A 21,608-nucleotide genomic window follows, 5' to 3' on the forward strand; every position below is an offset into this window, starting at 1 on the left:
CTACGAGGCCCGGGACTGGATATCCCGGGCCTCGTCGTATGCCCGCCGGGCGCTGAGCACGTCGTCCATGCGCCGTGCGGTCCACTGCGCCAGCCCCCGCACCTGCTCGGCCGCCTCGCGGCCCAGCCCGGTCAACGAGTAGTCGACGCGCGGCGGGATGACGGGCTTGGCGTCCCGGTGGACGAGACCGTCGCGCTCCAGCGTCTGGAGGGTCTGCGTGAGCATCTTCTCGCTGACGCGGCCGATCGCGCGGCGCAGTTCGCTGAAGCGGTACGGACGGTCGAGGAGCTGGATCAGCACCAGCACCCCCCAACGGCTGGTGACATGCTCCAGGACCAGGCGCTGGGGGCACATGGCCTCGCCGTCGCCCTTCCACTCACTTACCGACATGACCGTACCTTACTTCAAAGTGGGTACTTTCTTTCAGTTAGCGCCCCTTCTACGGTGAGCAGTAGAACGCACCCGAGAAGGAGATCGCACATCATGAGCATCGTCGTCACCGGAGCCACCGGACACCTCGGCCGGCACGTAGTGGAGCAGCTGCTGGAGAAGGTTCCGGCGGAGCGGATCACCGCCGTCGTGCGCGACGAGCAGAAGGCCGCCGACTTCGCGGCCCGCGGGGTCGGGCTTGCCGTCGCCGACTACAACGCGCCCGAGACCTTCGACGGCCTGTTCGCCGCCGGTGACAGGGTCCTGCTGATCTCCGGCAACGAGTTCGACAAGGGCCGGGTGCAGCAGCACAAGGTCGTCATCGACGCCGCGAAGGCGGCCGGCGTGGCGCTGCTCGCGTACACCAGCGCCCCGGGCGACCTCACGGCCGCACTGGCGGACGACCACCGGGCGACGGAGGAGGTGCTGCTCGCCTCCGGCCTGCCGTACACCCTGCTGCGCAACGGCTGGTACCACGAGAACTACACCGAGAACCTGGCCCCGGTGCTGGAGCACGACGCGGTCGTGGCGGCCGCCGGCGAGGGCCGCGTTTCCTCGGCCGCCCGCGCCGACTACGCCGCCGCCGCGGTCGCGGTGCTGACCGGTGAGGGCCACGAGAACACGACGTACGAACTGGGCGGCGACGAGGCGTGGAGCTTCGCCGAGTACGCGGCCGAGCTGAGCCGCCAGACCGGCCGGAAGATCACCTACAACGCGGTCGGGGTCGAGGCCCTCACCGGCATCCTGACCAGCGCGGGGCTGCCCGGCCCGCTGGCCGGGATCCTGGCGGGCGTGGACGCCTCGATCGAGAAGGGCGAACTGGTGATCTCCTCCGGGGACCTGTCCCGCCTGATCGGCCGTCCGACGACGCCGCTGGCGGAGGCGGTCACCGCCGCGCTCAAGGGCTGAGCCACCCCTTTACCGATCCCGGCTGTCATGACCGTATGGCGATACGGCCATGACAGCCGGGGGTGCCCGGCGCTACCTTCTTTCTCGCGTGTCCTACGGGAGAGGGAGGGGCTGTGGCCGGGGAGTCCAAGGGTGAGCACCGGATAGGCCTGCTGAACGGCTTCGCCGCATACGGCATGTGGGGGCTGGTGCCCCTGTTCTGGCCCCTGCTGAAGCCCGCCGGGGCGGTGGAGATCCTCGCCCACCGCATGGTGTGGTCCCTCGTCGTCGTCGCCGTCGCCCTGCTCTTCGTACGGCGCTGGGCCTGGGCCGGAGAGTTGCTGCGCCAGCCGCGCCGGCTCGGGCTCGTCGCGGTGGCCGCCGCCGTCATCACCGTGAACTGGGGCGTCTACATCTGGGCCGTGAACTCCGGCCATGTGGTCGAGTCCTCCCTCGGGTACTTCATCAACCCGCTGGTGACCATCGCGATGGGCGTGCTGCTGCTGAAGGAGCGCCTGCGGCCCGTGCAGTGGGCGGCGGTCGCGACCGGTTTCGCCGCCGTCATCGTGCTGACCGTCGGCTACGGCCGACCGCCGTGGATCTCGCTCGTCCTCGCCTTCTCCTTCGCCACCTACGGCCTGGTCAAGAAGAAGGTCGGCCTCGGCGGCTTCGAGTCGCTGGCCGCCGAGACCGCGATCCAGTTCCTGCCCGCCCTCGGCTATCTGCTGTGGCTCGTCGCGCACGGCGACGCGAGCTTCCTGAACGACGGCTCCGGGCACGCCGCCCTCCTCGCCTCCACCGGTGTCGTCACCGCGCTGCCGCTGGTCTGCTTCGGCGCGGCGGCGATCCGGGTGCCGCTGTCCACGCTGGGCCTGCTGCAGTACCTGGCGCCCGTCTTCCAGTTCCTGCTCGGCGTCCTGTACTTCCACGAGGCCATGCCGGCCGAGCGCTGGGCCGGCTTCGCCCTGGTCTGGCTGGCGCTGGTGCTGCTCACGGGCGACGCGCTGCGCTCGGCGAGGCGGGCGCGGGGATCGCTGGTGGTGGCGCGCGCCGAACGGGCCGAGTCCGCGGCGGTGGAGGCCTGACGGCTGTTGCATGGCAGTGGTACGGCGGTTTGTGCAGCGGTTTGTGCGGCTGCCGCGGTCGGCTGCGTGTCCGGCCGTTGTCGTTGCCGCGCGCTATAACTGACGACCATGTCGACACGGACGCCCGCCCCGCTGCACTGGAAGCTCGTCATCGACGCGGCCGACCCGCACGCCCAGGCCGACTTCTGGGCCGCCGCGCTGCACTACACGGCCGAGGACAACAGCGCCCTGATCGAACGGCTGCTGTCCCTCGGCGCGCTGCCCGGCGCGGCCACGGTCGAGTACCACGGCAGGCCCGCCTTCCGTGACCTGGTCGCCGTACGCCACCCCGACGACCCGTACGACCCGGAGACCGGCACGGGGCTCGGGCGGCGGCTGCTGTTCCAGCGCGTGCCGGAGCCGAAGACCGGGAAGAACCGGCTCCACCTCGACCTGCACCCCGGCGAGGGCCTGCGCGCGGACGAGGTGACACGGCTTCAGGCGCTGGGCGCACGCGTCCTGAACGAGGTGAAACAGCCCTCGGGCGAGTGGGTGGTGATGGCGGACCCGGAGGGCAACGAGTTCTGCGTGCACTGACCCCGCCGGGTCGTACGGCGCTCTGCCGGGTCGTACGGCGCCGTGCCAGGTGGTACGGCGGTCCGTACGGGGCCGGCGTACGGACCGCTCCGCCGTCAGGCCTGTGCCGCGCGGGCCGCCCGGTCGGAGAGGCGGACCATGCGGGCGCGGGCCGACTCCAGCGGGCCGGGGTCGTCGGCTGCGGGGCCCGGCTCCTGGGTGAGGTCCGTCCACAGCTCGATCAGGTCGCGGCCCAGCCGCAGACCCTCCTCCGGATCGCGCACCGCCCGCCACGCGGTCGCCGCGCTGCGCACGTTGCCGTACGCGGCCTCCGCGTCCCGCGCCTGCCGGCGCAGCCGCGCCAGGTCCAGGGACTGCCGGAAGGCGCGGACCGGCTCGCCTCCCAAGTAGGCGATGTAGGCGGACAGTTCGCGCAGGTGCAGCACCTCGGCGTGGCCGGGGCCCAGCACGGTGGTCGCCTCGGTGACCGTACGGTCGGTGAGTTCGGCCGCCGCCTCGATACGGCCGGCCCGCACGGCCTCGTTGATCCGCGCCATCGGCTCGGTGAGCAACTCGGCCCCCTCCGCCGTCTCGGTCACGGGCCCGTCCCCGAGCACCTCCTCGGCGACGGCGTCGAAGCCTCGGGCGGGGGTGGGTGTGGGGCCGGCTGCGGAGGCCGTGAGGTCGGGCTCGCCTTCCAGCATGGCCGTGAGCACGGAGGCCTTGGGAGCGGACGCCTTGGGGACGGAGGCGACGGGGATGGGCTCGGGCTCCGTGACTTCGATGACGGGCGCCGGCGCCTGACCGGCCGACATGACCGGCGGGGGGCCGAACTGTCCCGTCGGCGCCTGGACCGTCCCGGCCGGCACCGGCTCCGGCCGCCTCACCGGGGGCACGGCCTGCGCACCCTCACGCGAAGGCACACCCTCACGCGGAGCCACCCGTACCGCCGTCCCCGTCACCCGGCTGGAGCCGTCCGCCGAGACCTCCAGGGGAACCACGCAGCCCGCGCGGTCGTCGTGGATCGTGGCGCGTATGGGGGCGCCGATGCTGATGGCCAGGCGCTGGAGGTGGTTGAGGACGGCCTGCTGGATGTCCTCGCCGGGCGCCGCCACCACCGACGCCCCGCCCACCGACGCGCCTCCCGCGCCGAACACCCGGACGGCTACCACCGCCGGATGCGCCGCGGGCTGCTGCGCCCGCTTCTTCTCGAAGCTGAGTCGAGACATCGGTTTTTCCTCGCTCCCCCGGCGTCGCGATCCGGTCGTACGCGTCCTGCCGACCAGTGTGTCGGTTCCCTTCGGCTTCCGCGTCACCGCAGCGTCACAGCCTCGCACCAGCCCTACTCTGAGAACATCCTGGCCCCCGGTGCTTGCGTGTGCATATAATGCATACGCCTTTAACCACTGCACTGACAGCACCGCCCCTGGGGGACCCATGAGCCGTCGTTTCCTCTTCGTCCTGGGCAGCGCTCGCGCCGAGGGCAACACCGAGCTGCTGGCCCGCGCGGCGGCCGAGCAACTGCCCGGTGACGTCGAACAGCACTGGATCCGCCTGGCCGAGCACCCGCTGCCCGACTTCGTGGACCTGCGGCACGACAGCGAGCACATACGGCCGCCGGCCGACAGCGCCACCGGTCTGCTGCTGGACGCCACGCTCGCGGCCACCGACATCGTGATCGCCTCGCCGCTGTACTGGTACTCGGTGTCCGGCCTCACCAAGCGCTACCTGGACCACTGGTCGGGCTGGCTGCGCACCCCCGGCGTCGACTTCAAGGCGACCCTGGCCGGCCGTACGCTCTGGGGCATCGCCGCGCTGGCGCACGACGAGACCTCTGTCGCCGACCCTTATGCCGGCACGCTCAACAACTCCGCCGCCTACATGGGGATGCGCTTCGGCGGGGTGCTGTTCGGCAACGGCACCGCGCCCGGTGACGTACTGAAGGACACCGACGCGCTGGCGCGCGCGAAGTCGTTCTTCACCCAGGAGGCGCCCCTCGCCCGCTTCCCGTACCAGAGCGCCTGAGGCGTCCCTATGCGCTGATGTCCTTCGCCGTGAACCGCGCCCAGGCCGCCGAGCCGAACACGGCCGCGTACAGCGCCTGGAGGCCGAGGTTCTTCACCAGGTCGTCCCAGTAGACGGGGTCGCGCATCAGGTCGGCGAAGGACAGCCAGTAGTGCGAGAAGAAGTACGGCTGGAGCGCGTGCAACTGGGGTATCTGGTCCAGGATCTGGACGGTGATGAGCAGGCCGACGGTGGTCGCCATCGCCGCGATGCCGCTGTTGGTGAGGGTCGACACGAACAGGCCGAGGGCCGCCACGCCGACCAGTGAGACGGCGACCACCAGGGCGATCAGCAGAGCCCGGCCGAGACCTTCGGCGAAGCTGATCCGGGTGCCGGATATGGTCGTGAGGTCGCCCAGCGGGAAGAGCAGCGCGCCCACGGCCAGCGCCGAGACGGCCACGACCAGGGTGGCGAGCACGCAGAAGGCCATCACCGTCGTGTACTTGGTGAGCAGCAGCCTGGTGCGGCCGGCCGGCGCGACCAGCAGATAGCGCAGGGTGCCCGCGCCCGCCTCGCCCGCTATCGCGTCGCCCGCGACGACTCCGACGGCCATCGGCAGGAAGAACGGCAGAGTCGCGGCCAGCGAGGTGAACACCAGGAACAGGCCGTTGTTGGTGATCTGTGTGATGAACGCCGGGCCCTGGCCGCTGTGGTCCGCCGTCCCGCCGCCCCGCGTCTGGATCTTCACCGCGATCCCGACCAGCACCGGCACCGCGGCCAGCACCCCGAGCAGGGCGAGCGTGCGCCAGCGGCGGACGGTCGTGACCAGTTCGCTGCGCAGCAGCCCGAACGTCCACAGGGGGCTCGGCCGGCGCAGGGCCGATCCCGGGACCGTCTCAGCCCGCGACATCGAAGCCCTCCCCCGTCAGTGCCACGAACGCGTCCTCCAGCGAGGCCCGTTCGAGTGTGAAGCCGCGGACCCGGACCCCCGCCGCGACCAGGGCCGCGTTCACCTCGGCGAGGTCCCGCGCGGGCGGTTCACCGGTGACCCGGTCGCCGTCGGCGGTGACGTCCCCGACGCCCTGTTCCTTCAGCACCCGGGCCGCCTCGGCCGGATCCGGGGTGGTCACCGCCAGCCGGCCGCGCGCCCCGGCGGCCAGGTCGGCCACCGCGCCCTGGGTGACGAGCCGGCCCCGCGCCATGACCGCCGCGTGGGTGCAGACCTGCTCGATCTCGTCGAGGAGGTGGGAGGAGAGGAAGACGGTCGTGCCGTCGGCGGCCAGTTCCCGGATCAGGGCGCGGATCTCGCGCATGCCCTGCGGGTCGAGGCCGTTGGTGGGCTCGTCCAGGACGAGCAACCGGCGCGGCTGGAGCAGCGCGGCGGCCAGGCCCAGGCGCTGTTTCATCCCGAGCGAGTAAGCCCTCGCCTTCTTGCCCGCTGCCGCCGTGAGGCCCACCCGGTCCAGTGCGGCGGCTACGCGGACACGCCGGGTGCGGGGGTCGGCGGTCGGGTCGGCGGCGTCGTAGCGCAGCAGGTTGTCCCGGCCGGAGAGGAAGCCGTACAGGGCCGGGCCCTCGATGAGCGCGCCGACCTGCGGCAGGACGGCACGGGCCGCCCGGGGCATCGGGCGGCCCAGCACGCGGGCGGTGCCCGCCGTCGGCTCGATCAGGCCCATCAGCATGCGGATGGTTGTGGTCTTGCCCGAGCCGTTCGGACCGAGGAAGCCGAAGACGCTGCCCGCCGGGACGGTCAGGTCGAGGCCGTCGACGGCGAGCTGTCCGCCGCGGTAGCGCTTGGTGAGAGCACGGGTGACGATGACACTCGCCTCCGCCCCGCCCTGGGCACGCCGCTCAGCATCCCCGGCCTCCCCCGTGGCCCCCACGTCCCGCTCCGTGGCGGACGGTCCGTCCATCGGCTCCCCCCTCGATTCGCACTCCCTGTGAAGGGTGAACGTACGGTCACGCCCGGTAGTGCCCGGAGCGGGTCACTTCCCCGTGTTCGCCGCCTTCACCAGGGCGTCCTTGGTCACCGCGCCGGCGTAGACCTTGCCGTCGTCGGTGATCAGGGCGTTGACCAGGCGGGTGGAGAAGACCGTGCCCTTGCCGAACTTGCCGGAGACCTTGTCGCCGATCGAGCCGAGGAAGCCGCCGAGGTCGCCGGCCTTGGAGCCGCCGGTGGGCAGGCCGCCCTTGGCGCCGGTGTCGAAGGTGGCGACGGACGTCCAGCCCTTGCCGAGGACGGTGCCTCCGTCGTGGCCCTGGAGGAAGCCCTCGCCGGCCTTGGGAGCGTGCTCCCGCGCCGTGGAGTCCTGCTTCTCCTGCGTCACCTTCGCGCCCTTGGGCGGGGTGAAGTCGAAGGTGGAGGCGGCCGGCTTGGCGAAGGAGACCTGGGTGAAGCCCGCGTCGAGGACGGCGGCGCCGCCGCTCTTCGGGGTCAGCGTGAACTTCAGCGGCATGCCCGTCTTCGCGTCGACGGCGATGCTGATCGCGCCGACCGTGGTGCCGGACTGCCGGGGCTTGATCAGCAGCTTGTAGGCGTCGCGGCCGGCCACCTGCTCGGTGCCGTCGACGGTGACGGACGTGGTGTCGTCCACCGACTTCAGCGCCTGGTCGGCGAAGTCCTTCGGCGTGGCCGGGGGTTCGGCCCGGTGGTCCTTGCCGGAGTCGGCCGAGGTGCCGTGCTGGACCTCGTTGCTCCTGCTGTCGTAGCCCCACACGTCCTTGCCGTTGTGGATGAGGCTGTACTCGGAGCCGCTCTCCAGCAGCGACAGCTTCTGCTTCTCGGGGCCGTCGGCGGCGACGCGCAGCGTGTGCGTGCCGGAGACCAGCGAGGTGAGTTTGGCCTTCGGGTCGGCCGAAGAGCCGTCACCGGAGCCCTTGGCGGCGCCGGAGGCCAGGCTGTTCTCCAGGCCGCCGAGGTTGGGCAGGCCGAGGTCGGTGCTGATCCGCACGGTGCCGGACACCTGCTGGACGTCCGACTTGGCGATCTTCTCGATGAGCTGCTGTGCAGTGATCTTGGGCAGGTCGGGGTCACCGGATGCGGCGAGCGCCGGGACCAGCCCGATCGTGGCCGCCGCCACCCCCACCACCGCGACCGGGACCGCGTAGCGCGCGGCCTTGCGGCGTCCGGCGTGCGGGTTCTCGTCCCGCGCGGCGTCCACTGCGTCGTCGGATTCGTACGGTGCCATGTGTGCCTTACCTCCGTCGTCGGCGGCGGCCGTCCCACGCTGGTCCACCAGAGCCGCCATTCTCACCCGAATCGGTGAGCGTTGGTGATTTCCGCGGTTTCCATCTCACCAAATCGGCCATGAGGAAGCGTCAGACCACGGAGCCAACTCCGTGTACGCCTGCGGTATGACACGTAGGGGCACCGACTCCCCCGACCCGTAGGGGTCTCCCCGGGACGGACGGGAGCGTAAGGGGTCGTAGGGACCCGCGCAGGGCCGTACGGCCGGCTGCGCCGGGAGGTGCCGAGCGCGGCCGGCAGCCGGGGGTGCAGGCCAGGTGGTGCAGGCCAGGTGTAAGCCAGGTGGTGTAAGCCAGGTGGTGCCGGCCGGGGCGGTGCCGGAAGGTGTCACGCGGCGGACAGCCGGAGCAGTGCTGAGCGACGGGGCGCGGCGGACAGCCGGGGTCGACCGGACCCCCGGGAGGCGTGCCGCGCCCGCCGGCCGGGCTCAGCCCGCGCGGTGCACCACCGCGTCGCACAGCTCCATCAGCGCGGCCTTGGCGTCGCATTCCGGCAGCGGTGCCAGCGCGGCGCGGGCCTCCTCCGCGTACCGGACCGTGTCCCGGCGGGCCTGCTCCAGCGCGGGGTGGGCGCGCAGCGCGGTCAGTGCCTCGGCGTGCCGGGCGTCGTCGCTGAGGTCGGAGTCGAGCAGCTCGCACAGGGCGATGTCCTCGGGCAGCCCCAGCCGGGCGGCCCGCTCGCGCAGCCGGAGCACGGGCAGCGTCGGGATGCCCTCGCGCAGGTCGGTGCCCGGGGTTTTGCCGGACTCGTGCGAGTCGGAGGCGATGTCCAGGACGTCGTCGGCGAGCTGGAAGGCGACCCCGAGCCGCTCGCCGTACTGGGTGAGCACGTCGACGACCGTCTCGTCGGCGCCGGACATCATCGCGCCGAACCGGCACGACACCGCCACCAGCGAGCCCGTCTTGCCGCCGAGCACGTCCAGGTAGTGCTCGACCGGGTCGCGCCCGTCCGAGGGACCGGCGGTCTCCAGGATCTGGCCCGTGACCAGCCGCTCGAACGCGAGGGCCTGCACCCGGACCGCCTCGGGGCCGAGGTCGGCGAGGATCTGGGAGGCGCGGGCGAAGAGGAAGTCGCCGGTGAGGACCGCGACGGAGTTGCCCCAGCGGGTGTTGGCGCTGTCCACGCCGCGCCGTACCGCGGCCTCGTCCATGACGTCGTCGTGGTACAGCGTGGCCAGGTGGGTCAGCTCCACTACCACGGCCGAGGGCACGATGCCCGGCGCGTAGGGGTCACCGAACCGGGCCGCGAGCATCACGAGCAGCGGCCGGAACCGCTTCCCGCCGGCCCGTACGAGGTGCTGCGCGGCCTCCGTGATGAACGGGACCTCGCTCTTGGTGGCCTCGAGCAAGCCTTCCTCGACAGCCGCCAATCCGACCTGGACATCGGCTTCCAGAGCCTGGTCCCGCACGCTCAGCCCGAACGGCCCGACGACGGTCACGAGGGGTCTCCTGTCTGCTGGTGTCTGCTGGCGATTACACGGCTTGTCGATAGGTCGCTGCCATCACTCAAGTCAGCGTATCCGGTCCTGTTTCGATCACCGATAGCGCCCACCGGTCCAGCCTGGGCGGTATCGGATCATGACCGGTATGTTTTTGATCAAGTGGTAAGAACGGACATTTATCGACTTAACAGGAACCCGCACACTTTGTCGCGAACCGGGGAGCGAGCGGAGTAACGCCGACACCCCCTCCATGCCACGACGATCATGCCCGACGCGACGGCCGCCGCGATCACCGCGGCCGCCAGGACGACGACGGGCATCGCATCACGGGTTCCGCCACTCGGCCGATCAACCTAAATCCCCCATGTCGGATTTGCGGCGCTTTGCGATTTCGTGAGTTGGGTCACGCACCCACATCGACACCCCACACCTGCCGGACCACCCTCCCCTCTTGCCCTGTCGGCGAGTTGAGGATTGGCAACCGCAAAGGATCAAGTACCACATATGGCACAAACAAAGGTCAAACAGTGCGTTGTGTGAATCAGGCACTTGTTCCCGACATGTGCTCTCGCATACGTTCCGGGCCGTCGGGCGGACGCCTAATCCTGCCGCCGCCCGCATAACCCATCGACGAACTCATTCGTACGGCAGGAGCGGGGGACCCAGGTAAGTCGCCGGACCGGACGGCACACGTCGCACCGGAACGGCTAGGGGTGAAGCCGTGCCTTTCCGGGCACGGCCGGGCACCTCCCCGCCCGAACCCGACAGCTCACCTCGCAGGCGCCGGAGAGGACTTCCCCATGTCTGCTGCCGCTCAGCCCCGCCGTACCCGGACCAACCGCCTCCTGCGCACCCTCGCGGTCGCCGGCACCGGTGCCGCCGTCCTCGCCCTGCCGCTCATGGGTGCCACCAGCGCCTCCGCGGCCACCGGCACGACCACCACGAAGGCCTCCACCACCCTCGCCGGGTACCCGAACAACCTCGACGGCTGGATCCGCAAGTCGCTCGCGATCATGGCCAAGAAGGGCATCCCGGGCACCTACAACGGCATTTACCGCAACATCATCCGGGAGTCCTCGGGCAACCCGCTGGCCATCAACAACTGGGACTCCAACGCCGCCGCGGGCACCCCGTCCAAGGGCCTGCTCCAGGTGATCGACCCGACCTTCAACGCCTACCACGTGTCCGGCACCGCGTTCAGCCCCTACGACCCGGTCGCCAACATCACCGCGGCCTGCAACTACGCCGCCGCGCGTTACGGGTCGATCGACAACGTCTACAGCGCGTACTGACCGTCCCCGCCAGTCCGGCGGACCGGCCCGACACCGGCCGCCCAGTACGTTCCCGCACCTGACGGAGGGGGACGTACCGGGCGGCCGCCGGGCATTCACGGACCTCCCGCCGAGCGGTGCCCGCCCCGGGCGGGCACTTCGGCACACCGGGCGCGTGCCAGCCGGGCCGCGTACTGATGTGCCGGTCAGTCGGTCGGGAACAGTCTTTCGAGGACGACGGCGATGCCGTCGTCCTCGTTCGACAGGGTGATCTCATCCGCCACCGCCTTGAGTTCGGAGTGCGCGTTGGCCATGGCGACCCCGTGTCCGGCCCAGTCGAACATCGGGATGTCGTTGGGCATGTCGCCGAACGCCAGGGCCTCCTCCGCCGCGATCCCGAGCCGCTCGGCGGCCAGCGCGAGACCGGTCGCCTTGGTCACCCCGGACGGCTGGAGCTCCACCGTCCCCGGCCCCGACATGGTGACCGTGGCCAGCGAGCCCACCACCGCGCGCGCGATGTCCGCCAACTCGTCGTCGGACAGGGCCGCATGGCGCAGCAGCACCTTGCTGATCGGCTCGCACCACAGGTCGTCACGCCGGCCGACCCGCACCGCGGGCAGGGTGGGGTGCGGCATCCGATAGCCGGGCTCGATGAGCGTGAGCCCGTCGACGCCGTCCTGGTCGACCGCCGCGTAGACCTGCCCCACCTCGGCCTCGATCTTGCCGAGCGCGGTCTCGGCCAGCTCCCGGTCCAGCCGGACCGACCACAACAGGCGGCCGGACGCGGCGTCGTAGACCTGTGCGCCCTGTCCGCACACCGCGAGCCCCGGGCAGCCGAGGAGCGCGAGGAGAGGCCGTACCCGCGGGGCCGGACGGCCCGTCACCACCAGGTGACGGGCACCGGCCCGCGCCACCCGCGCGAGCGCGGCGAGCGACCGCTCGGAGACGGTGTCGTCGCCGCGCAGCAGCGTTCCGTCCAGGTCGGTGGCGATCAGTGCATACACGGGGGAGGCTGCCATGATCAGAGAATACGGATACCGCGCCCCGCCGACTCACCTTGCCGTGCTGCGCACTTACGTACTGGTACACCCCAAGTGGTGTCCTCCGGTTCCTCGTTGATGACGGAGCCCGGCGTGCGCGGTCGGCTCCGCGGCTTCAGCCGTGGGCCGCCGCCAGGTGTTTGGCAAGGCGCGGGGAGGCGAACTCCGTACCGCAGACGAAGCGCATCACCGGGCCGTACGACGACGCCGCCGGCAGACCGGTGAAGTACAGGCCGGGGACGGACGAGACGAAGCCGGGGCCGAGCTTCGGCGTGCCACGGCTCACCGCGAGCCGGGTGCGCAGTTCATGGCCGAGGAAGTCCATCGCCGCTATGTCGACGCGGTAGCCGGTGGCGGCGATGACGTGGTCGGCGGTGAGCCGCTCGGCCTGCCCGCCGTGGGTGCGGACGGTGAGGACGGGGCTGCCGTCCGGCGCCTCGGCGGCCACGACCCGCTCCACGTCCTGCACCTGCACGGCGCTCTCGAAACGCTCGCGCAGCCACCAGGCACCGAGCGGGCCGAGGACGCGGCGTACCAGGAAGTGACGGGTGGCCTCCGGCAGGTAGCGGTAGGGGTGCGGGTAGTAGCTGAGCGCCCACAGGGACCAGGCGTTGCCGAACGGGGACTCGGGGCGCAGCCTCGGCTGGTCCCACGGTGGTGCGCCGAAGGCGACCCGGCCGCGGCCCCGCGCGACCACACGCACGCGTGCCCCCGCTTCCGCCGCGAGCGCCGCCGTCTCCAGCGCGGACTGGCCGGCGCCGATCACGATCAGTTCCTTGCCGGCGAAACGGCTCAGGTCGTGATGCTGGGAGCTGTGCGAGACCGGGCCCGTGGGCGCCGGTCCGTCGGCCGCGGCTCCCGCGAGGTCCGCCGGGAGGTACGCGAGGCCCGACAGACCGGTGGCGACGACGACCGCGCGCGCGGTGAACATCTCCCCCGAGTCCAGTTTCAGTTCGAAGCCGCCGCTCTTGTCGCGGTCGACGGAGACCACCCGCACCCGCTCCAGCTCGGGCACCAGCTTCTGCTGGAACCACTCGCCATAGCCGATGAACGTCTGCACCGGGATGATGTCCTCGTCGGCCACCAGGCGGCGGATCCCGGCCGCATCGCAGTAGTCGGCGAGGGTGTGGCCGGGCTGCGGGCAGTCGAAGTTCGAGGCGACGGGCGTGGACTTCAGGAGCATGCCCTCGGGCATGTGGTCGCGCCAGCTGACCATGGGGTCGCCGAAGACGCGGACGGGGATGCCGCGCGCCCGCAGATGGGCGGCGGTGGACAGGCCGAACGGCCCGGCCCCGATGACTGCAACCGGTCGAGTCACGAAGTCCCTCCCCAGGACATGGTGCGCCACTCTTGGTGTGGCTTTGCCTACTTCGTGGTGGTGCCGCTGCCGCGGCGGTTGGTCCGCCACAGCTGATAGAGGTGCTTCGCGCCCGGGCGCACGAAGCGGGCGAGCATCGTGAGGAACGGCAGCGGGTCGTCACCCGCGAACCAGGCCAGCTCCGTCCCGCTCGCCTTCGCCGGCGCGTGCGGCGTCGTATAGCCGCTGCGGCGGTAGGCGAGGAGGGCGGGGAGGTCGATGTTCTCCACGATGTAGCGGTGGCCGGCGCGCTGTTCCCCCTCCGGAACGGGGCGGCCGGTCAGGTTCAGATGCATCGCGCGTACGACGTCCACTCCCGACTCGTTCTCGAAGAGGCGGAACTGGGCGCCCATGCGCGGGTTGAAGTCCAGGAGCTTGTACTGTCCGTCGCGCCGGTCGAAGCGCAGGTCGAGGTCGATGATGCCGCTGTAGCCGATCTGTTTGATGAAACGCGTGGCGAGGTCGGTGAGTTCCGGGTTGTCGACGACGTACGCGTTCGCCGTCATGCCGGCGTGTGGCGGCCAGGAACGGACCTTGACCCCGGTGAACAGCGCGAGGGGGCTGGAGTCCTGGTCGAAGCAGGCGTGCACGATCCAGTCCTCGGCCTCCTCGCGCGGCAGGTACTCCTGGAGGATCACGCCGGGTTCCTCGCCCCAGTCACGGGCGAGCAAGAGCAGCCCCGCGCGCGTGGCGATCTTCGTGGTGCCGTTGACGGCGGGCTTGCTGCGCCGGACGAACGCCTCCCGGTTCTTGGCCACCACCGGGAAACGGGCCGTGTCGGCGAAGGCGACGATGTCCTCGTACGACTCCGGGAACGCCGACGCGGGGCTCGCGATGCCGTGCTCCACGCACAGTTCGTGCAGGCCCTGCTTGCTGGCGAGGCGGCGCGGGAGCCCGGGGTCGACACGCGGGAAGAGAAAGGATCCGGTCAGATCGCCCTGGTGCTCGGCGATCAGTACGGCGGCCTCCTCGTCGGTCGGGATCAGGACAGCGGGGCGGCCGATGCGACGGCCGATCCGCAGCAGGCCCTCGACCAGGTGACCCGGGGCTTCCGCCCCGGTCGTCGGCCACACGAAGGCCTTCTTCAGATAGCGCGAGGAGGCCGCGGGCGTGTACGCGTCCTCGGTGATGGCATACATGGGCACGCCGAGCCGGCCGAGGCTGCGAATCGCACCGACACCGCCATGGTGCAGCGGATAGTCGCCGAACTTGACGATCAGTCCTGGTACGTCCCGGTCCGCCTCGAACGGCACACCGACGGTGTTTCCGGCCACGGGTCCCCCCACGTGTCCCCCCAACGGAACGGACCCACCCCGTCCGTGTCCCCAAAGGACGCTAAGCCGGAATTGCCCCCTCCGACAAGGCCTATTCGGACATTGCGAACTCTTTAGACAGGGTGCGAGCAACCTTTCGAAGCCCCTGCGACACGCACCTTTCGGACACCCTCCGGGCCACCGCAGGAGGCACTGCCCAAGACACGCATCACGGCCGTAACGTGTGGCCCGACCACATGAAACGATCGCCGCGCACGGCCCGGATGAGAGTGAGGCAGCACCCCATGCCCCCCTTCGACGTCCCCGAGGGCGACCCCTTCGGCCCGCACAACCTTCCCTATGGCGTGTTCTCGCCCTCCGGCAGCACGGAGCGGAGGGTCGGCGTCCGGCTCGGGGACCACGTCCTCGACGCGGGCGCCGCAGCCGCCGCCCTCGGCTCCCCGCACCACGCGCTGCTCGCGCGGCCCACCCTCAACAAGCTGCTGGCCGCCGGCCGGCCGACCTGGTCGGAGGTACGGCGCGCCGTCACCGCCTGGGTCACGGACCCCGCGCACCACGAGACCCTCGAGCCGCTGTTCCACCCCCTGTCCGAGGTGACCCTGCACCTGCCCTTCGAGGTGGCGGACTACGTCGACTTCTACGCCTCGGAAAACCACTCCCGCAACGTCGGCAAGATCTTCCGCCCGGACGCGGAGGACTCCCTCACCCCCAACTGGAAGCATCTCCCGATCGGTTACCACGGCCGCTCCGGCACGGTAGTCGTCTCCGGCACGGACGTCGTACGGCCGTCCGGGCAGCGCAAGGCGCCCACCGACCCGGCGCCCGTCTTCGGCCCGTCGATCCGGCTGGACATCGAGGCCGAGGTCGGCTTCGTCGTGGGCGTGCCGTCCACGCTGGGCAGCCCGGTCGACCTGGCCGACTTCCGCGAGCACGTCTTCGGGCTGTGCCTGCTGAACGACTGGTCCGCGCGGGACATCCAGGCCTGGGAGTACGTCCCCCTCGGCCCGTTCCTCGGCAAGTCCTTCGCGACCTCGGTGTCGGCGTGGATCACCCCGCTGGAAGCGCTGGAGCACGCGCGCGTGGCGCCTCCGGAGCGCACCCACCCGCTGCTGCCCTATCTGGACGACTCGGCGCCCGGCATCGAGCCCGGCGGCTACGACCTGCGGATCTCCGTCGCCATCAACGGCCATGTGGTCTCCGAGCCGCCTTTTTCGACCATGTACTGGACCGCGGCCCAGCAACTCGCCCACATGACGGTGAACGGCGCCTCACTGCGCACCGGCGACCTGTACGGCTCGGGCACGGTGAGCGGCCCCGAGGAGCGTCAGCGCGGCTCACTGCTGGAACTGACCTGGAACGGCCGCGACCCCCTCGAACTCCCGGACGGCAAGCGGACCTTCCTGGAGGACGGCGACGTGGTGACCCTCTCCGCCTGGGCCCCCGCCGCGGACGGGCGCCGTGTCGGACTGGGGGAGGTCAGCGGTCGGGTCGTGGCAGGGTGACGATGTCGAGCTGAACGGCACCTTGTAACAAGAAGTCCGCCGGGGCGAGCATCTTGTACTCACCGCTTGATACAAGCGGTGAGTACAAGACGTGCTTTCACGGGGGAGGGCGTACATGGCCTGCAGCGGTCAGGACAGCTGGCGGCCGCAGCCTCGGGACGGATCACCGCCGAGACCTGACTCGCGCAGCCCCGCACCGTCATACTGGGCGGACACGCACCACGCGACGCGCCCGTGGCGCATCGCCCCGTACCACCCGGCACCCGCACAACTCTCCGACCAGGAACCGGAGCCCCGGCATGACCGTCTGCCTGCTCCTGCTGAGCGTCGTCGCCCTGACGGCCGCCCTGCCGGCGCCGCGCGCGCTGACCCGCGCCGCCTGGCCCGAGCGGGAACCCGTGGTCGCACTGTGGGTGTGGCAGTGCCTGGTCGCCACCGTCCTGCTGTGCTGCCTGGCCGCACTGATCCTGGGCACGGCGGCCGTCTTCCACACCGTCCGCGACCGCGTGTTCGCCCCCGCCCCGCCCTCCGTCACCGCCGCCTACGACCTCTCCGCCGCGCCGGTCTGGGCTGCCGCCCTCACCGTGCTGCTGGCCTGCGGAGCCGCCTGGACGACGGCGATGCTGGGCCGGGAACTCGCAGAGGCCCGGCGCAGCCGAGGCCAGGTCCGCGCACAACTGCGCGAGCGCGCCCCCGACCTGCCGGCCGGGCTGCCGGCGGCGCGCGGCCCCATGCTGGTGCTGGAGGACGAGTACCCGGACGCGTGGTGGATGCCGGGACACCCGCCGCAGCTGGTCGTCACCACCGGCGCGCTGCAGCGGCTCACCGACCACCAGCTGGATGCCGTCCTCACCCACGAACGCGGGCACGCGCGTGCCCACCACGACTGGCTGCTGCACCTGTCCACCGCGCTCGCCACCGGCTTCCCGCGCGTACCGCTGTTCGCCCACTTCTGCGACCAGACGCACCGCCTGGTCGAGCTCGCGGCCGACGACACGGCGTCCCGGCGCTGCGGGAACCTCACCACGGCCCTCGCGCTGATCGAGCTGAACCAGCACCGCGGCGTCCTGTCCTGCGACTCCAGCCGGCGTCTCCTGGGCGAACGCGTGGACCGCCTGCTGGAGCCGCCGCCGAGGCTGCTGCGCCGGCACCGGGCCCTGACGACCACGGTGGCCGCCCTGGTGCCGTTGCTGCCACTGCTGATCACGTTCGCTCCGGGACTGACGGCACTGTCCTGACTGGCCGTCCGGGGGGGGTGGCCGGGGGGCGGGGTGGCCGGGTGGCCGGGTGGCAGATCTTCCCGTGCTGATAGGAAAACCCGCAGCTCAGTGAGGTATCCAACGCCTCCTCACCTGGCGCAACACTTCGGCAACACGACTTTCCCTACCGCCTCGGTATGGTTCCAGCCATGCCACCCACCGACCGCCCCCGCGACCATGCCGGTCAGGGCGCCGCGACCACCGTCGCCGCCCACCGCGCGCGGCGCAGGCTGCGTGCGGACCGGGCCCGGCAACTCGCCGACCTGCTGCGCCACCAGATCCTCACCGGCGCCTTCCAGAACGGCCCCCTCCCCCACGAGTCCACCCTCGCCGCCGACTACCGCGCCTCCCGCAACACCGTCCGCCAGGCCCTGGACCTCCTCAGGGCCGAGGGACTGGTGGAACGACTGCCCGGCGTCGGCACCGTGGTCGTCGCCCGCAAGTACCCCCACGGCCTCGACCGCCTCATGGGCCTCGCGGAAACCCTCCACGAACACGGCCGCGTCACCAACGAGGTCCGCACCATGGGCCCCGCCCCCGCACCCGCCCCGGTGGCCGACCGCCTCCACGTCCCCGCCGGCGCCGACGTCCTCTACATCGAACGCCTGCGCCGCCTGAACGGCCTCCCCCTTTCCCTCGACCTCACCTACATCCCGCTCGACATCGGCACCGCCCTGCTCGGCGCCGACCTGGAGAACACCGACGTCTTCCGCCTCCTGGAAGCCGTCACCGCACAGCCCCTCGGCCACGCCGAGATCACCCTGGAGGCGGTGACCGCGGACGCCCACTCCGCCGCCGTACTCCAGGCCCCGCGCGGCTCGGCCGTACTGATGCTGGAACGCCTCACACACCTCGCCGACGGCCGCCCCGTCGACCTGGAGTTCATCCGCTTCCGCGGCGACCGGATCACCATGAGCGGCCTGCTCCACCGGTCGTAGACACCCCCGCTCGCGCCCACCCCTGCCTGCACGTTTCCTGGAGACAGCCATGCCCTTGGCGCCCCAGCGGGCCGACGTGCCCGTGACCATCGACGAGTCGAAGTGCATCGACGGCTGCACCCTCTGCGTGGACATGTGCCCGCTGGACTCCCTCGCCATCGACGAGACCAACGGCAAGGCGTACATGCACGTCGACGAGTGCTGGTACTGCGGCCCCTGCGCGGCCCGCTGCCCCACCGGAGCCGTCACCGTCAACATGCCCTACCTGCTCCGGTGAGAGGTGCAACCACCATGAAACGAACAGCAGTTGCCGCGTCCGCGACCGCGTTCCTCCTTCCCCTGTCCGCCTGCGGCGGCAGCGCCGATGCGGGCAGCGGCTCCACGGTCACCGTGACCGTCGGCTACCAGTCCAAAACCATCAACACCGTCACCGCGGGCACACTGCTGCGCTCCCTCGGTTCCTTCGAGAAGCAGCTCAACTCCCTGCATGACGGCCACACCTACAAGGTCGACTGGCAGGACTACGCCACCGGCGCCCCGATCACCGCCCAGATGACCGCCGGCAAGATCGACATCGGCTCGATGGGCGACTTCCCGCTGCTGCTCAACGCCGCCCGCGGCAAACAGCTCGGCAGCCACACCCACCTGGTCTCAGTGACCGGCTACAACCTGCGCGGCGGCCTCAACACCGTCGTCGCCGCATCCGGTTCGAGGCTGGCCTCTCTGAAGGACCTGAAGGGCAAGAAGGTCTCCACGAGCGTTGGCTCCGCCGCCGACGGCACCCTCGTACGGGCCCTGCGACGCGCTGGCATCGACCCCGACAAGGGCATCTCCAAACTCAACCAGCAGCCCGCCATAGGCGCCTCGGCGCTCTCCTCCGGCAGCGTGGACGCCCTGTCGCAGTTCGTCGCCTGGCCGGGTCTGCTCACCTACCAGGGCAAGGCGAAGGCCCTGTACGACGGTGCCCAGCTGAACCTGCCCACCTTCCACGGCGTCACCGCCCGCGAGGACTTCGCCAAACAGCGCCCGGCCGTCCTGGATGCCTTCCTCAAGGCCCAGGCGGAGGCGACGGACTACCTCAATGCCCACCCCGTCACCGCCGCCGAGAAGGTCGCCAAGGCCACCGGCCTGCCCGCCGAGGTCGTCTACCTCTACAACGGCGCCCACGGCATCGCCACCTTCGACCCCGCCGTAAAACCGCAGCTCGTCTCCGCGCTGAAGCAAGACGTGTCCGTACTGAAGGCCGCCAAGCTGACCGGCGACATCGACGTGGACTCCTTCGTCGACGACCAGTACGTAAAGAAGGCCCTCGGCACCTCCTACGCCAAGCAGCTCACCGCCGCGCCCGCACCGGCCGCGAGCGAGGTGTGGCCCAAGGGCAGCGAGAAGACCGTCTCCTTCAAGTCGGCGCGGGAGCTGCTGACTTATGTAGCCGGGCACCAGGACGCCGTCCGCGCCGCCTATGTGCCCGACACCACCACCGGCACCCTCTGGTTCGCCGACAAGGCGGTCTGGGTGGCCAACGGTGATCAACTGCTGCCGTTCGTCACACCGTCGACCGCGCAGGCCTACGTCACCGCCCACGGCGGTGCCCGCACAGTGTCGTACCGCGAGGCTCTGGAGCAAGCCTCATGACCCGGCGACCCCTCGCCCGGTATGCGCTGCGAACGGCTTCCCTCGCCGCCTTCCTCGGCCTGTGGCAAACGCTGACCAGCCTGAACGTCGATCTGTGGCTGCGCTTCTCGCAGTTCCCGACGGTCACCGACGTGGCCCGCGCCTTCACCGGCCGGCTCTCCGGCGGCGACTACTGGACCGACCTCACCGACAGCCTCACCCGCATCCTGACCGGCTTCGCCCTGGCAGCCGTCCTGGGCGTGGCCACGGGCGTGCTCGTGGCTCGCTCGCGCCTCGCCGAGGACCTGCTCGGCCCCATCCTGGAGGTGATCCGCCCGATCCCGGCCATCGCCCTCGTCCCGGTCGCGATCCTCCTGTTCCCCTCCAATGAGCAGGGCATCGTGTTCATCACCTGCACCGCAGCCTTCTTCCCCGTGCTGGTCTCCACCCGGCACGCCGTCCGCGCGCTGGCTCCCGTCTGGGAGGAAGCGGTGCGCACCATGGGCGGCGGTCGGCTGTGGATCCTCGGTTCGGTCGTGCTGCCGGGCGCGCTGCCCGGCATCTTCGGCGGACTGTCGGTCGGCATCGGCGTGTCGTGGATCTGTGTGATCTCCGCCGAGATGATCTCCGGCCAGTACGGGGTCGGCTACCGCACCTGGCAGGACTACACGGTGGTGAACTACCCGGGCGTCTTCGTCGGCATGGTCACGATCGGCGTCCTCGGCTGGGTCACCTCCACGGCCGTGGAACTCCTCGGCCGACGCCTGACCCGCTGGCTGCCCCGCACCTCGTACGTCCCCGCCGGCCGTACCCGCGTGCCCCGGCCTGTCGCCGCCCCCGTTCGTGCCGGCGGTGAGTCCGAGGACCAGGCCCAGCCCGAGCAGCAGGGCCAGAAGGAAACCGAGGAGGCCCGCGATGAGCACCTCGTCTGAGACCGTCACCGCTCCCGTCGCATCCACATCAGGGGCCGAGCGCGGCACCCGGCTCACCTTCCGGGCCGCCGTGCTCGGCCGACCGGACGCGCCGGTGTTGTACGACGTCGACCTGGACGTCTCGCCCGGCGAGATCCTCACCGTCGTCGGCCCGTCCGGCTGCGGCAAGTCCACGCTGCTGCGCACCCTCGCCGGGCTGCTGTCTCCGTTGGACGGCGCGGCCGAGGCGGACGGTGTGCCGCTGACGGGGCCGTCGGCCGACCGTGCGCTGGTGTTCCAGGAGGACGCGCTGCTGCCCTGGCGCACCTTGCGCGGGAACGTCGAACTGCCGCTCGCCATCAGCGGCGTCCCGCGCTCCGAACGCCGTTCCCGGGCCGGGTCCTGGCTCGCCCGTGTCGGGCTCAGCGCGCAGGCGGGGCAGTTGCCGCACCGGGTGTCCGGCGGGCAGCGCCAGCGCGCCCAGTTGGCCCGCGCCCTGGCCGACAGCCCGCGCGCGGTCCTGATGGACGAGCCCTTCGGCGCCCTCGACGCCCAGACCCGCTCCGGCATGCAGGACCTGCTGGTGGAGGTGTTGCGGGGCACGGGCGCGACCGTGGTCTTCGTCACGCACGACGTGGACGAGGCCCTCTTCCTCGGTGACCGTGTGGCCCTGCTCGGCTCCGGCCGGGTGGCCGTCGTACGCGACGTACCCGGACCCCGTGACCGCAGCGCCCTCGACGACCCGGCCCGCGTGGCCCTGCGCCGCGACATCCTCACCTCGCTCGGCTCCTGA

At 71.3% G+C, this 21,608-nt stretch carries 21 protein-coding genes and 1 riboswitch; of the genes, 12 read left to right on the forward strand and 9 right to left on the reverse strand.

Going from position 1 to position 21,608, the window contains the following annotated elements:
* Positions 1-390, reverse strand: a complete 390-nt coding sequence (locus BFF78_RS17895) for a winged helix-turn-helix transcriptional regulator (RefSeq protein ID WP_069779275.1) — start codon at positions 388-390, stop codon at positions 1-3.
* A 93-nt stretch (positions 391-483) separates the two neighbouring features.
* On the opposite strand from BFF78_RS17895, the gene BFF78_RS17900 reads away from it, so the two are divergent.
* The 3 genes from BFF78_RS17900 to BFF78_RS17910 all read left to right on the forward strand — a co-directional run bounded on the left by BFF78_RS17900 (position 484) and on the right by BFF78_RS17910 (position 2,978).
* The gene (locus tag BFF78_RS17900; RefSeq protein WP_069779276.1) at positions 484-1,338 is read left to right on the forward strand and encodes an SDR family oxidoreductase; all 855 of its coding nucleotides are present in this window, start codon (positions 484-486) and stop codon (positions 1,336-1,338) included.
* A gap of 113 nt (positions 1,339-1,451) precedes the next feature.
* A complete protein-coding gene (rarD, locus tag BFF78_RS17905) occupies positions 1,452-2,402 on the forward strand; it encodes an EamA family transporter RarD (RefSeq protein WP_069779277.1) in 951 nt (316 codons plus the stop codon).
* A gap of 108 nt (positions 2,403-2,510) precedes the next feature.
* Positions 2,511-2,978 carry a VOC family protein gene (locus tag BFF78_RS17910; RefSeq protein WP_069779278.1) on the forward strand — a complete coding sequence of 156 codons (468 nt, stop codon included), beginning with the start codon at positions 2,511-2,513 and terminating at the stop codon, positions 2,976-2,978.
* Between the two features lie 95 nt (positions 2,979-3,073).
* Here the strand turns inward: BFF78_RS17910 and BFF78_RS17915 are convergent, their stop codons facing one another.
* Positions 3,074-4,186 carry a hypothetical protein gene (locus BFF78_RS17915; RefSeq protein WP_193433483.1) on the reverse strand — a complete coding sequence of 371 codons (1,113 nt, stop codon included), beginning with the start codon at positions 4,184-4,186 and terminating at the stop codon, positions 3,074-3,076.
* A 208-nt stretch (positions 4,187-4,394) separates the two neighbouring features.
* On the opposite strand from BFF78_RS17915, the gene BFF78_RS17920 reads away from it, so the two are divergent.
* Complete coding sequence (locus tag BFF78_RS17920; protein WP_069779279.1) at positions 4,395-4,982, forward strand: flavodoxin family protein; 588 nt, start codon at positions 4,395-4,397, stop codon at positions 4,980-4,982.
* 7 nt (positions 4,983-4,989) lie between these two features.
* On the opposite strand, the gene BFF78_RS17925 is transcribed toward BFF78_RS17920, so the two are convergent.
* The 4 genes from BFF78_RS17925 to BFF78_RS17940 all read right to left on the reverse strand — a co-directional run bounded on the left by BFF78_RS17925 (position 4,990) and on the right by BFF78_RS17940 (position 9,646).
* The gene (locus tag BFF78_RS17925) at positions 4,990-5,871 is read right to left on the reverse strand and encodes an ABC transporter permease (RefSeq protein ID WP_069779280.1); all 882 of its coding nucleotides are present in this window, start codon (positions 5,869-5,871) and stop codon (positions 4,990-4,992) included.
* Positions 5,858-6,874 (reverse strand): ABC transporter ATP-binding protein, encoded by a 1,017-nt coding sequence (locus tag BFF78_RS17930; protein ID WP_069779281.1) that lies wholly within the window; start codon positions 6,872-6,874, stop codon positions 5,858-5,860. Before BFF78_RS17930 ends, BFF78_RS17925 begins: the two co-directional genes overlap by 14 nt.
* A gap of 72 nt (positions 6,875-6,946) precedes the next feature.
* Entirely contained in the window at positions 6,947-8,149 is a 1,203-nt protein-coding gene (locus BFF78_RS17935) for a LolA family protein (RefSeq protein ID WP_069783645.1), read from the reverse strand.
* A gap of 486 nt (positions 8,150-8,635) precedes the next feature.
* On the reverse strand, positions 8,636-9,646 hold the full coding sequence (locus BFF78_RS17940) for a polyprenyl synthetase family protein (RefSeq protein ID WP_069779282.1): 1,011 nt from the start codon (positions 9,644-9,646) through the stop codon (positions 8,636-8,638).
* A 621-nt stretch (positions 9,647-10,267) separates the two neighbouring features.
* Positions 10,268-10,445, forward strand: a riboswitch (cyclic di-AMP (ydaO/yuaA leader).
* Positions 10,446-10,449: 4 nt separating this feature from the next.
* On the opposite strand from BFF78_RS17940, the gene BFF78_RS17945 reads away from it, so the two are divergent.
* Entirely contained in the window at positions 10,450-10,941 is a 492-nt protein-coding gene (locus BFF78_RS17945; protein WP_069779283.1) for a transglycosylase SLT domain-containing protein, read from the forward strand.
* 185 nt (positions 10,942-11,126) lie between these two features.
* On the opposite strand, the gene BFF78_RS17950 is transcribed toward BFF78_RS17945, so the two are convergent.
* From BFF78_RS17950 to BFF78_RS17960, 3 genes are all read right to left on the reverse strand, one after another.
* On the reverse strand, positions 11,127-11,939 hold the full coding sequence (locus tag BFF78_RS17950) for a Cof-type HAD-IIB family hydrolase (protein WP_069779284.1): 813 nt from the start codon (positions 11,937-11,939) through the stop codon (positions 11,127-11,129).
* A 136-nt stretch (positions 11,940-12,075) separates the two neighbouring features.
* On the reverse strand, positions 12,076-13,278 hold the full coding sequence (locus BFF78_RS17955) for an FAD-dependent oxidoreductase (RefSeq protein WP_069779285.1): 1,203 nt from the start codon (positions 13,276-13,278) through the stop codon (positions 12,076-12,078).
* Positions 13,279-13,325: 47 nt separating this feature from the next.
* On the reverse strand, positions 13,326-14,570 hold the full coding sequence (locus BFF78_RS17960; protein WP_069783646.1) for a carboxylate--amine ligase: 1,245 nt from the start codon (positions 14,568-14,570) through the stop codon (positions 13,326-13,328).
* A gap of 305 nt (positions 14,571-14,875) precedes the next feature.
* On the opposite strand from BFF78_RS17960, the gene fahA reads away from it, so the two are divergent.
* The 7 genes from fahA to BFF78_RS17995 all read left to right on the forward strand — a co-directional run bounded on the left by fahA (position 14,876) and on the right by BFF78_RS17995 (position 21,608).
* Positions 14,876-16,093 (forward strand): fumarylacetoacetase, encoded by a 1,218-nt coding sequence (gene fahA, locus BFF78_RS17965; RefSeq protein WP_069779286.1) that lies wholly within the window; start codon positions 14,876-14,878, stop codon positions 16,091-16,093.
* A gap of 299 nt (positions 16,094-16,392) precedes the next feature.
* Positions 16,393-17,331: a M56 family metallopeptidase gene (locus BFF78_RS17970; RefSeq protein WP_069779287.1), complete on the forward strand. Its 939-nt coding sequence runs from the start codon at positions 16,393-16,395 to the stop codon at positions 17,329-17,331.
* A 170-nt stretch (positions 17,332-17,501) separates the two neighbouring features.
* Positions 17,502-18,290: a GntR family transcriptional regulator gene (locus BFF78_RS17975; RefSeq protein ID WP_069779288.1), complete on the forward strand. Its 789-nt coding sequence runs from the start codon at positions 17,502-17,504 to the stop codon at positions 18,288-18,290.
* A 49-nt stretch (positions 18,291-18,339) separates the two neighbouring features.
* Positions 18,340-18,567 carry a 4Fe-4S dicluster domain-containing protein gene (locus BFF78_RS17980; protein ID WP_031166915.1) on the forward strand — a complete coding sequence of 76 codons (228 nt, stop codon included), beginning with the start codon at positions 18,340-18,342 and terminating at the stop codon, positions 18,565-18,567.
* Between the two features lie 14 nt (positions 18,568-18,581).
* A complete protein-coding gene (locus BFF78_RS17985) occupies positions 18,582-19,925 on the forward strand; it encodes an ABC transporter substrate-binding protein (protein WP_069779289.1) in 1,344 nt (447 codons plus the stop codon).
* Positions 19,922-20,836, forward strand: coding sequence for an ABC transporter permease (locus BFF78_RS17990; RefSeq protein WP_069779290.1), 915 nt, complete (start codon positions 19,922-19,924; stop codon positions 20,834-20,836). The genes BFF78_RS17985 and BFF78_RS17990 overlap by 4 nt, the downstream gene beginning before the upstream one ends.
* Entirely contained in the window at positions 20,820-21,608 is a 789-nt protein-coding gene (locus BFF78_RS17995) for an ABC transporter ATP-binding protein (protein WP_069779291.1), read from the forward strand. The genes BFF78_RS17990 and BFF78_RS17995 overlap by 17 nt, the downstream gene beginning before the upstream one ends.

Source organism: Streptomyces fodineus (genome assembly GCF_001735805.1).
Classification (GTDB): Bacteria; Actinomycetota; Actinomycetes; order Streptomycetales; family Streptomycetaceae; genus Streptomyces; species Streptomyces fodineus.

Excerpts from the sequence above, each read along its gene's own strand:
- BFF78_RS17895 (WP_069779275.1), bottom strand. The coding sequence starts at position 390 with ATGTCGGTAAGTGAGTGGAAGGGCGACGGCGAGGCCATGTGCCCCCAG.
- BFF78_RS17900 (WP_069779276.1), top strand. The coding sequence starts at position 484 with ATGAGCATCGTCGTCACCGGAGCCACCGGACACCTCGGCCGGCACGTA.
- BFF78_RS17910 (WP_069779278.1), top strand. The coding sequence starts at position 2,511 with ATGTCGACACGGACGCCCGCCCCGCTGCACTGGAAGCTCGTCATCGAC.
- BFF78_RS17915 (WP_193433483.1), bottom strand. The coding sequence starts at position 4,186 with ATGTCTCGACTCAGCTTCGAGAAGAAGCGGGCGCAGCAGCCCGCGGCG.
- BFF78_RS17920 (WP_069779279.1), top strand. The coding sequence starts at position 4,395 with ATGAGCCGTCGTTTCCTCTTCGTCCTGGGCAGCGCTCGCGCCGAGGGC.
- BFF78_RS17925 (WP_069779280.1), bottom strand. The coding sequence starts at position 5,871 with ATGTCGCGGGCTGAGACGGTCCCGGGATCGGCCCTGCGCCGGCCGAGC.
- BFF78_RS17930 (WP_069779281.1), bottom strand. The coding sequence starts at position 6,874 with ATGGACGGACCGTCCGCCACGGAGCGGGACGTGGGGGCCACGGGGGAG.
- BFF78_RS17935 (WP_069783645.1), bottom strand. The coding sequence starts at position 8,149 with ATGGCACCGTACGAATCCGACGACGCAGTGGACGCCGCGCGGGACGAG.
- BFF78_RS17945 (WP_069779283.1), top strand. The coding sequence starts at position 10,450 with ATGTCTGCTGCCGCTCAGCCCCGCCGTACCCGGACCAACCGCCTCCTG.
- BFF78_RS17950 (WP_069779284.1), bottom strand. The coding sequence starts at position 11,939 with ATGGCAGCCTCCCCCGTGTATGCACTGATCGCCACCGACCTGGACGGA.
- fahA (WP_069779286.1), top strand. The coding sequence starts at position 14,876 with ATGCCCCCCTTCGACGTCCCCGAGGGCGACCCCTTCGGCCCGCACAAC.
- BFF78_RS17970 (WP_069779287.1), top strand. The coding sequence starts at position 16,393 with ATGACCGTCTGCCTGCTCCTGCTGAGCGTCGTCGCCCTGACGGCCGCC.
- BFF78_RS17975 (WP_069779288.1), top strand. The coding sequence starts at position 17,502 with ATGCCACCCACCGACCGCCCCCGCGACCATGCCGGTCAGGGCGCCGCG.
- BFF78_RS17980 (WP_031166915.1), top strand. The coding sequence starts at position 18,340 with ATGCCCTTGGCGCCCCAGCGGGCCGACGTGCCCGTGACCATCGACGAG.
- BFF78_RS17985 (WP_069779289.1), top strand. The coding sequence starts at position 18,582 with ATGAAACGAACAGCAGTTGCCGCGTCCGCGACCGCGTTCCTCCTTCCC.
- BFF78_RS17990 (WP_069779290.1), top strand. The coding sequence starts at position 19,922 with ATGACCCGGCGACCCCTCGCCCGGTATGCGCTGCGAACGGCTTCCCTC.
- BFF78_RS17995 (WP_069779291.1), top strand. The coding sequence starts at position 20,820 with ATGAGCACCTCGTCTGAGACCGTCACCGCTCCCGTCGCATCCACATCA.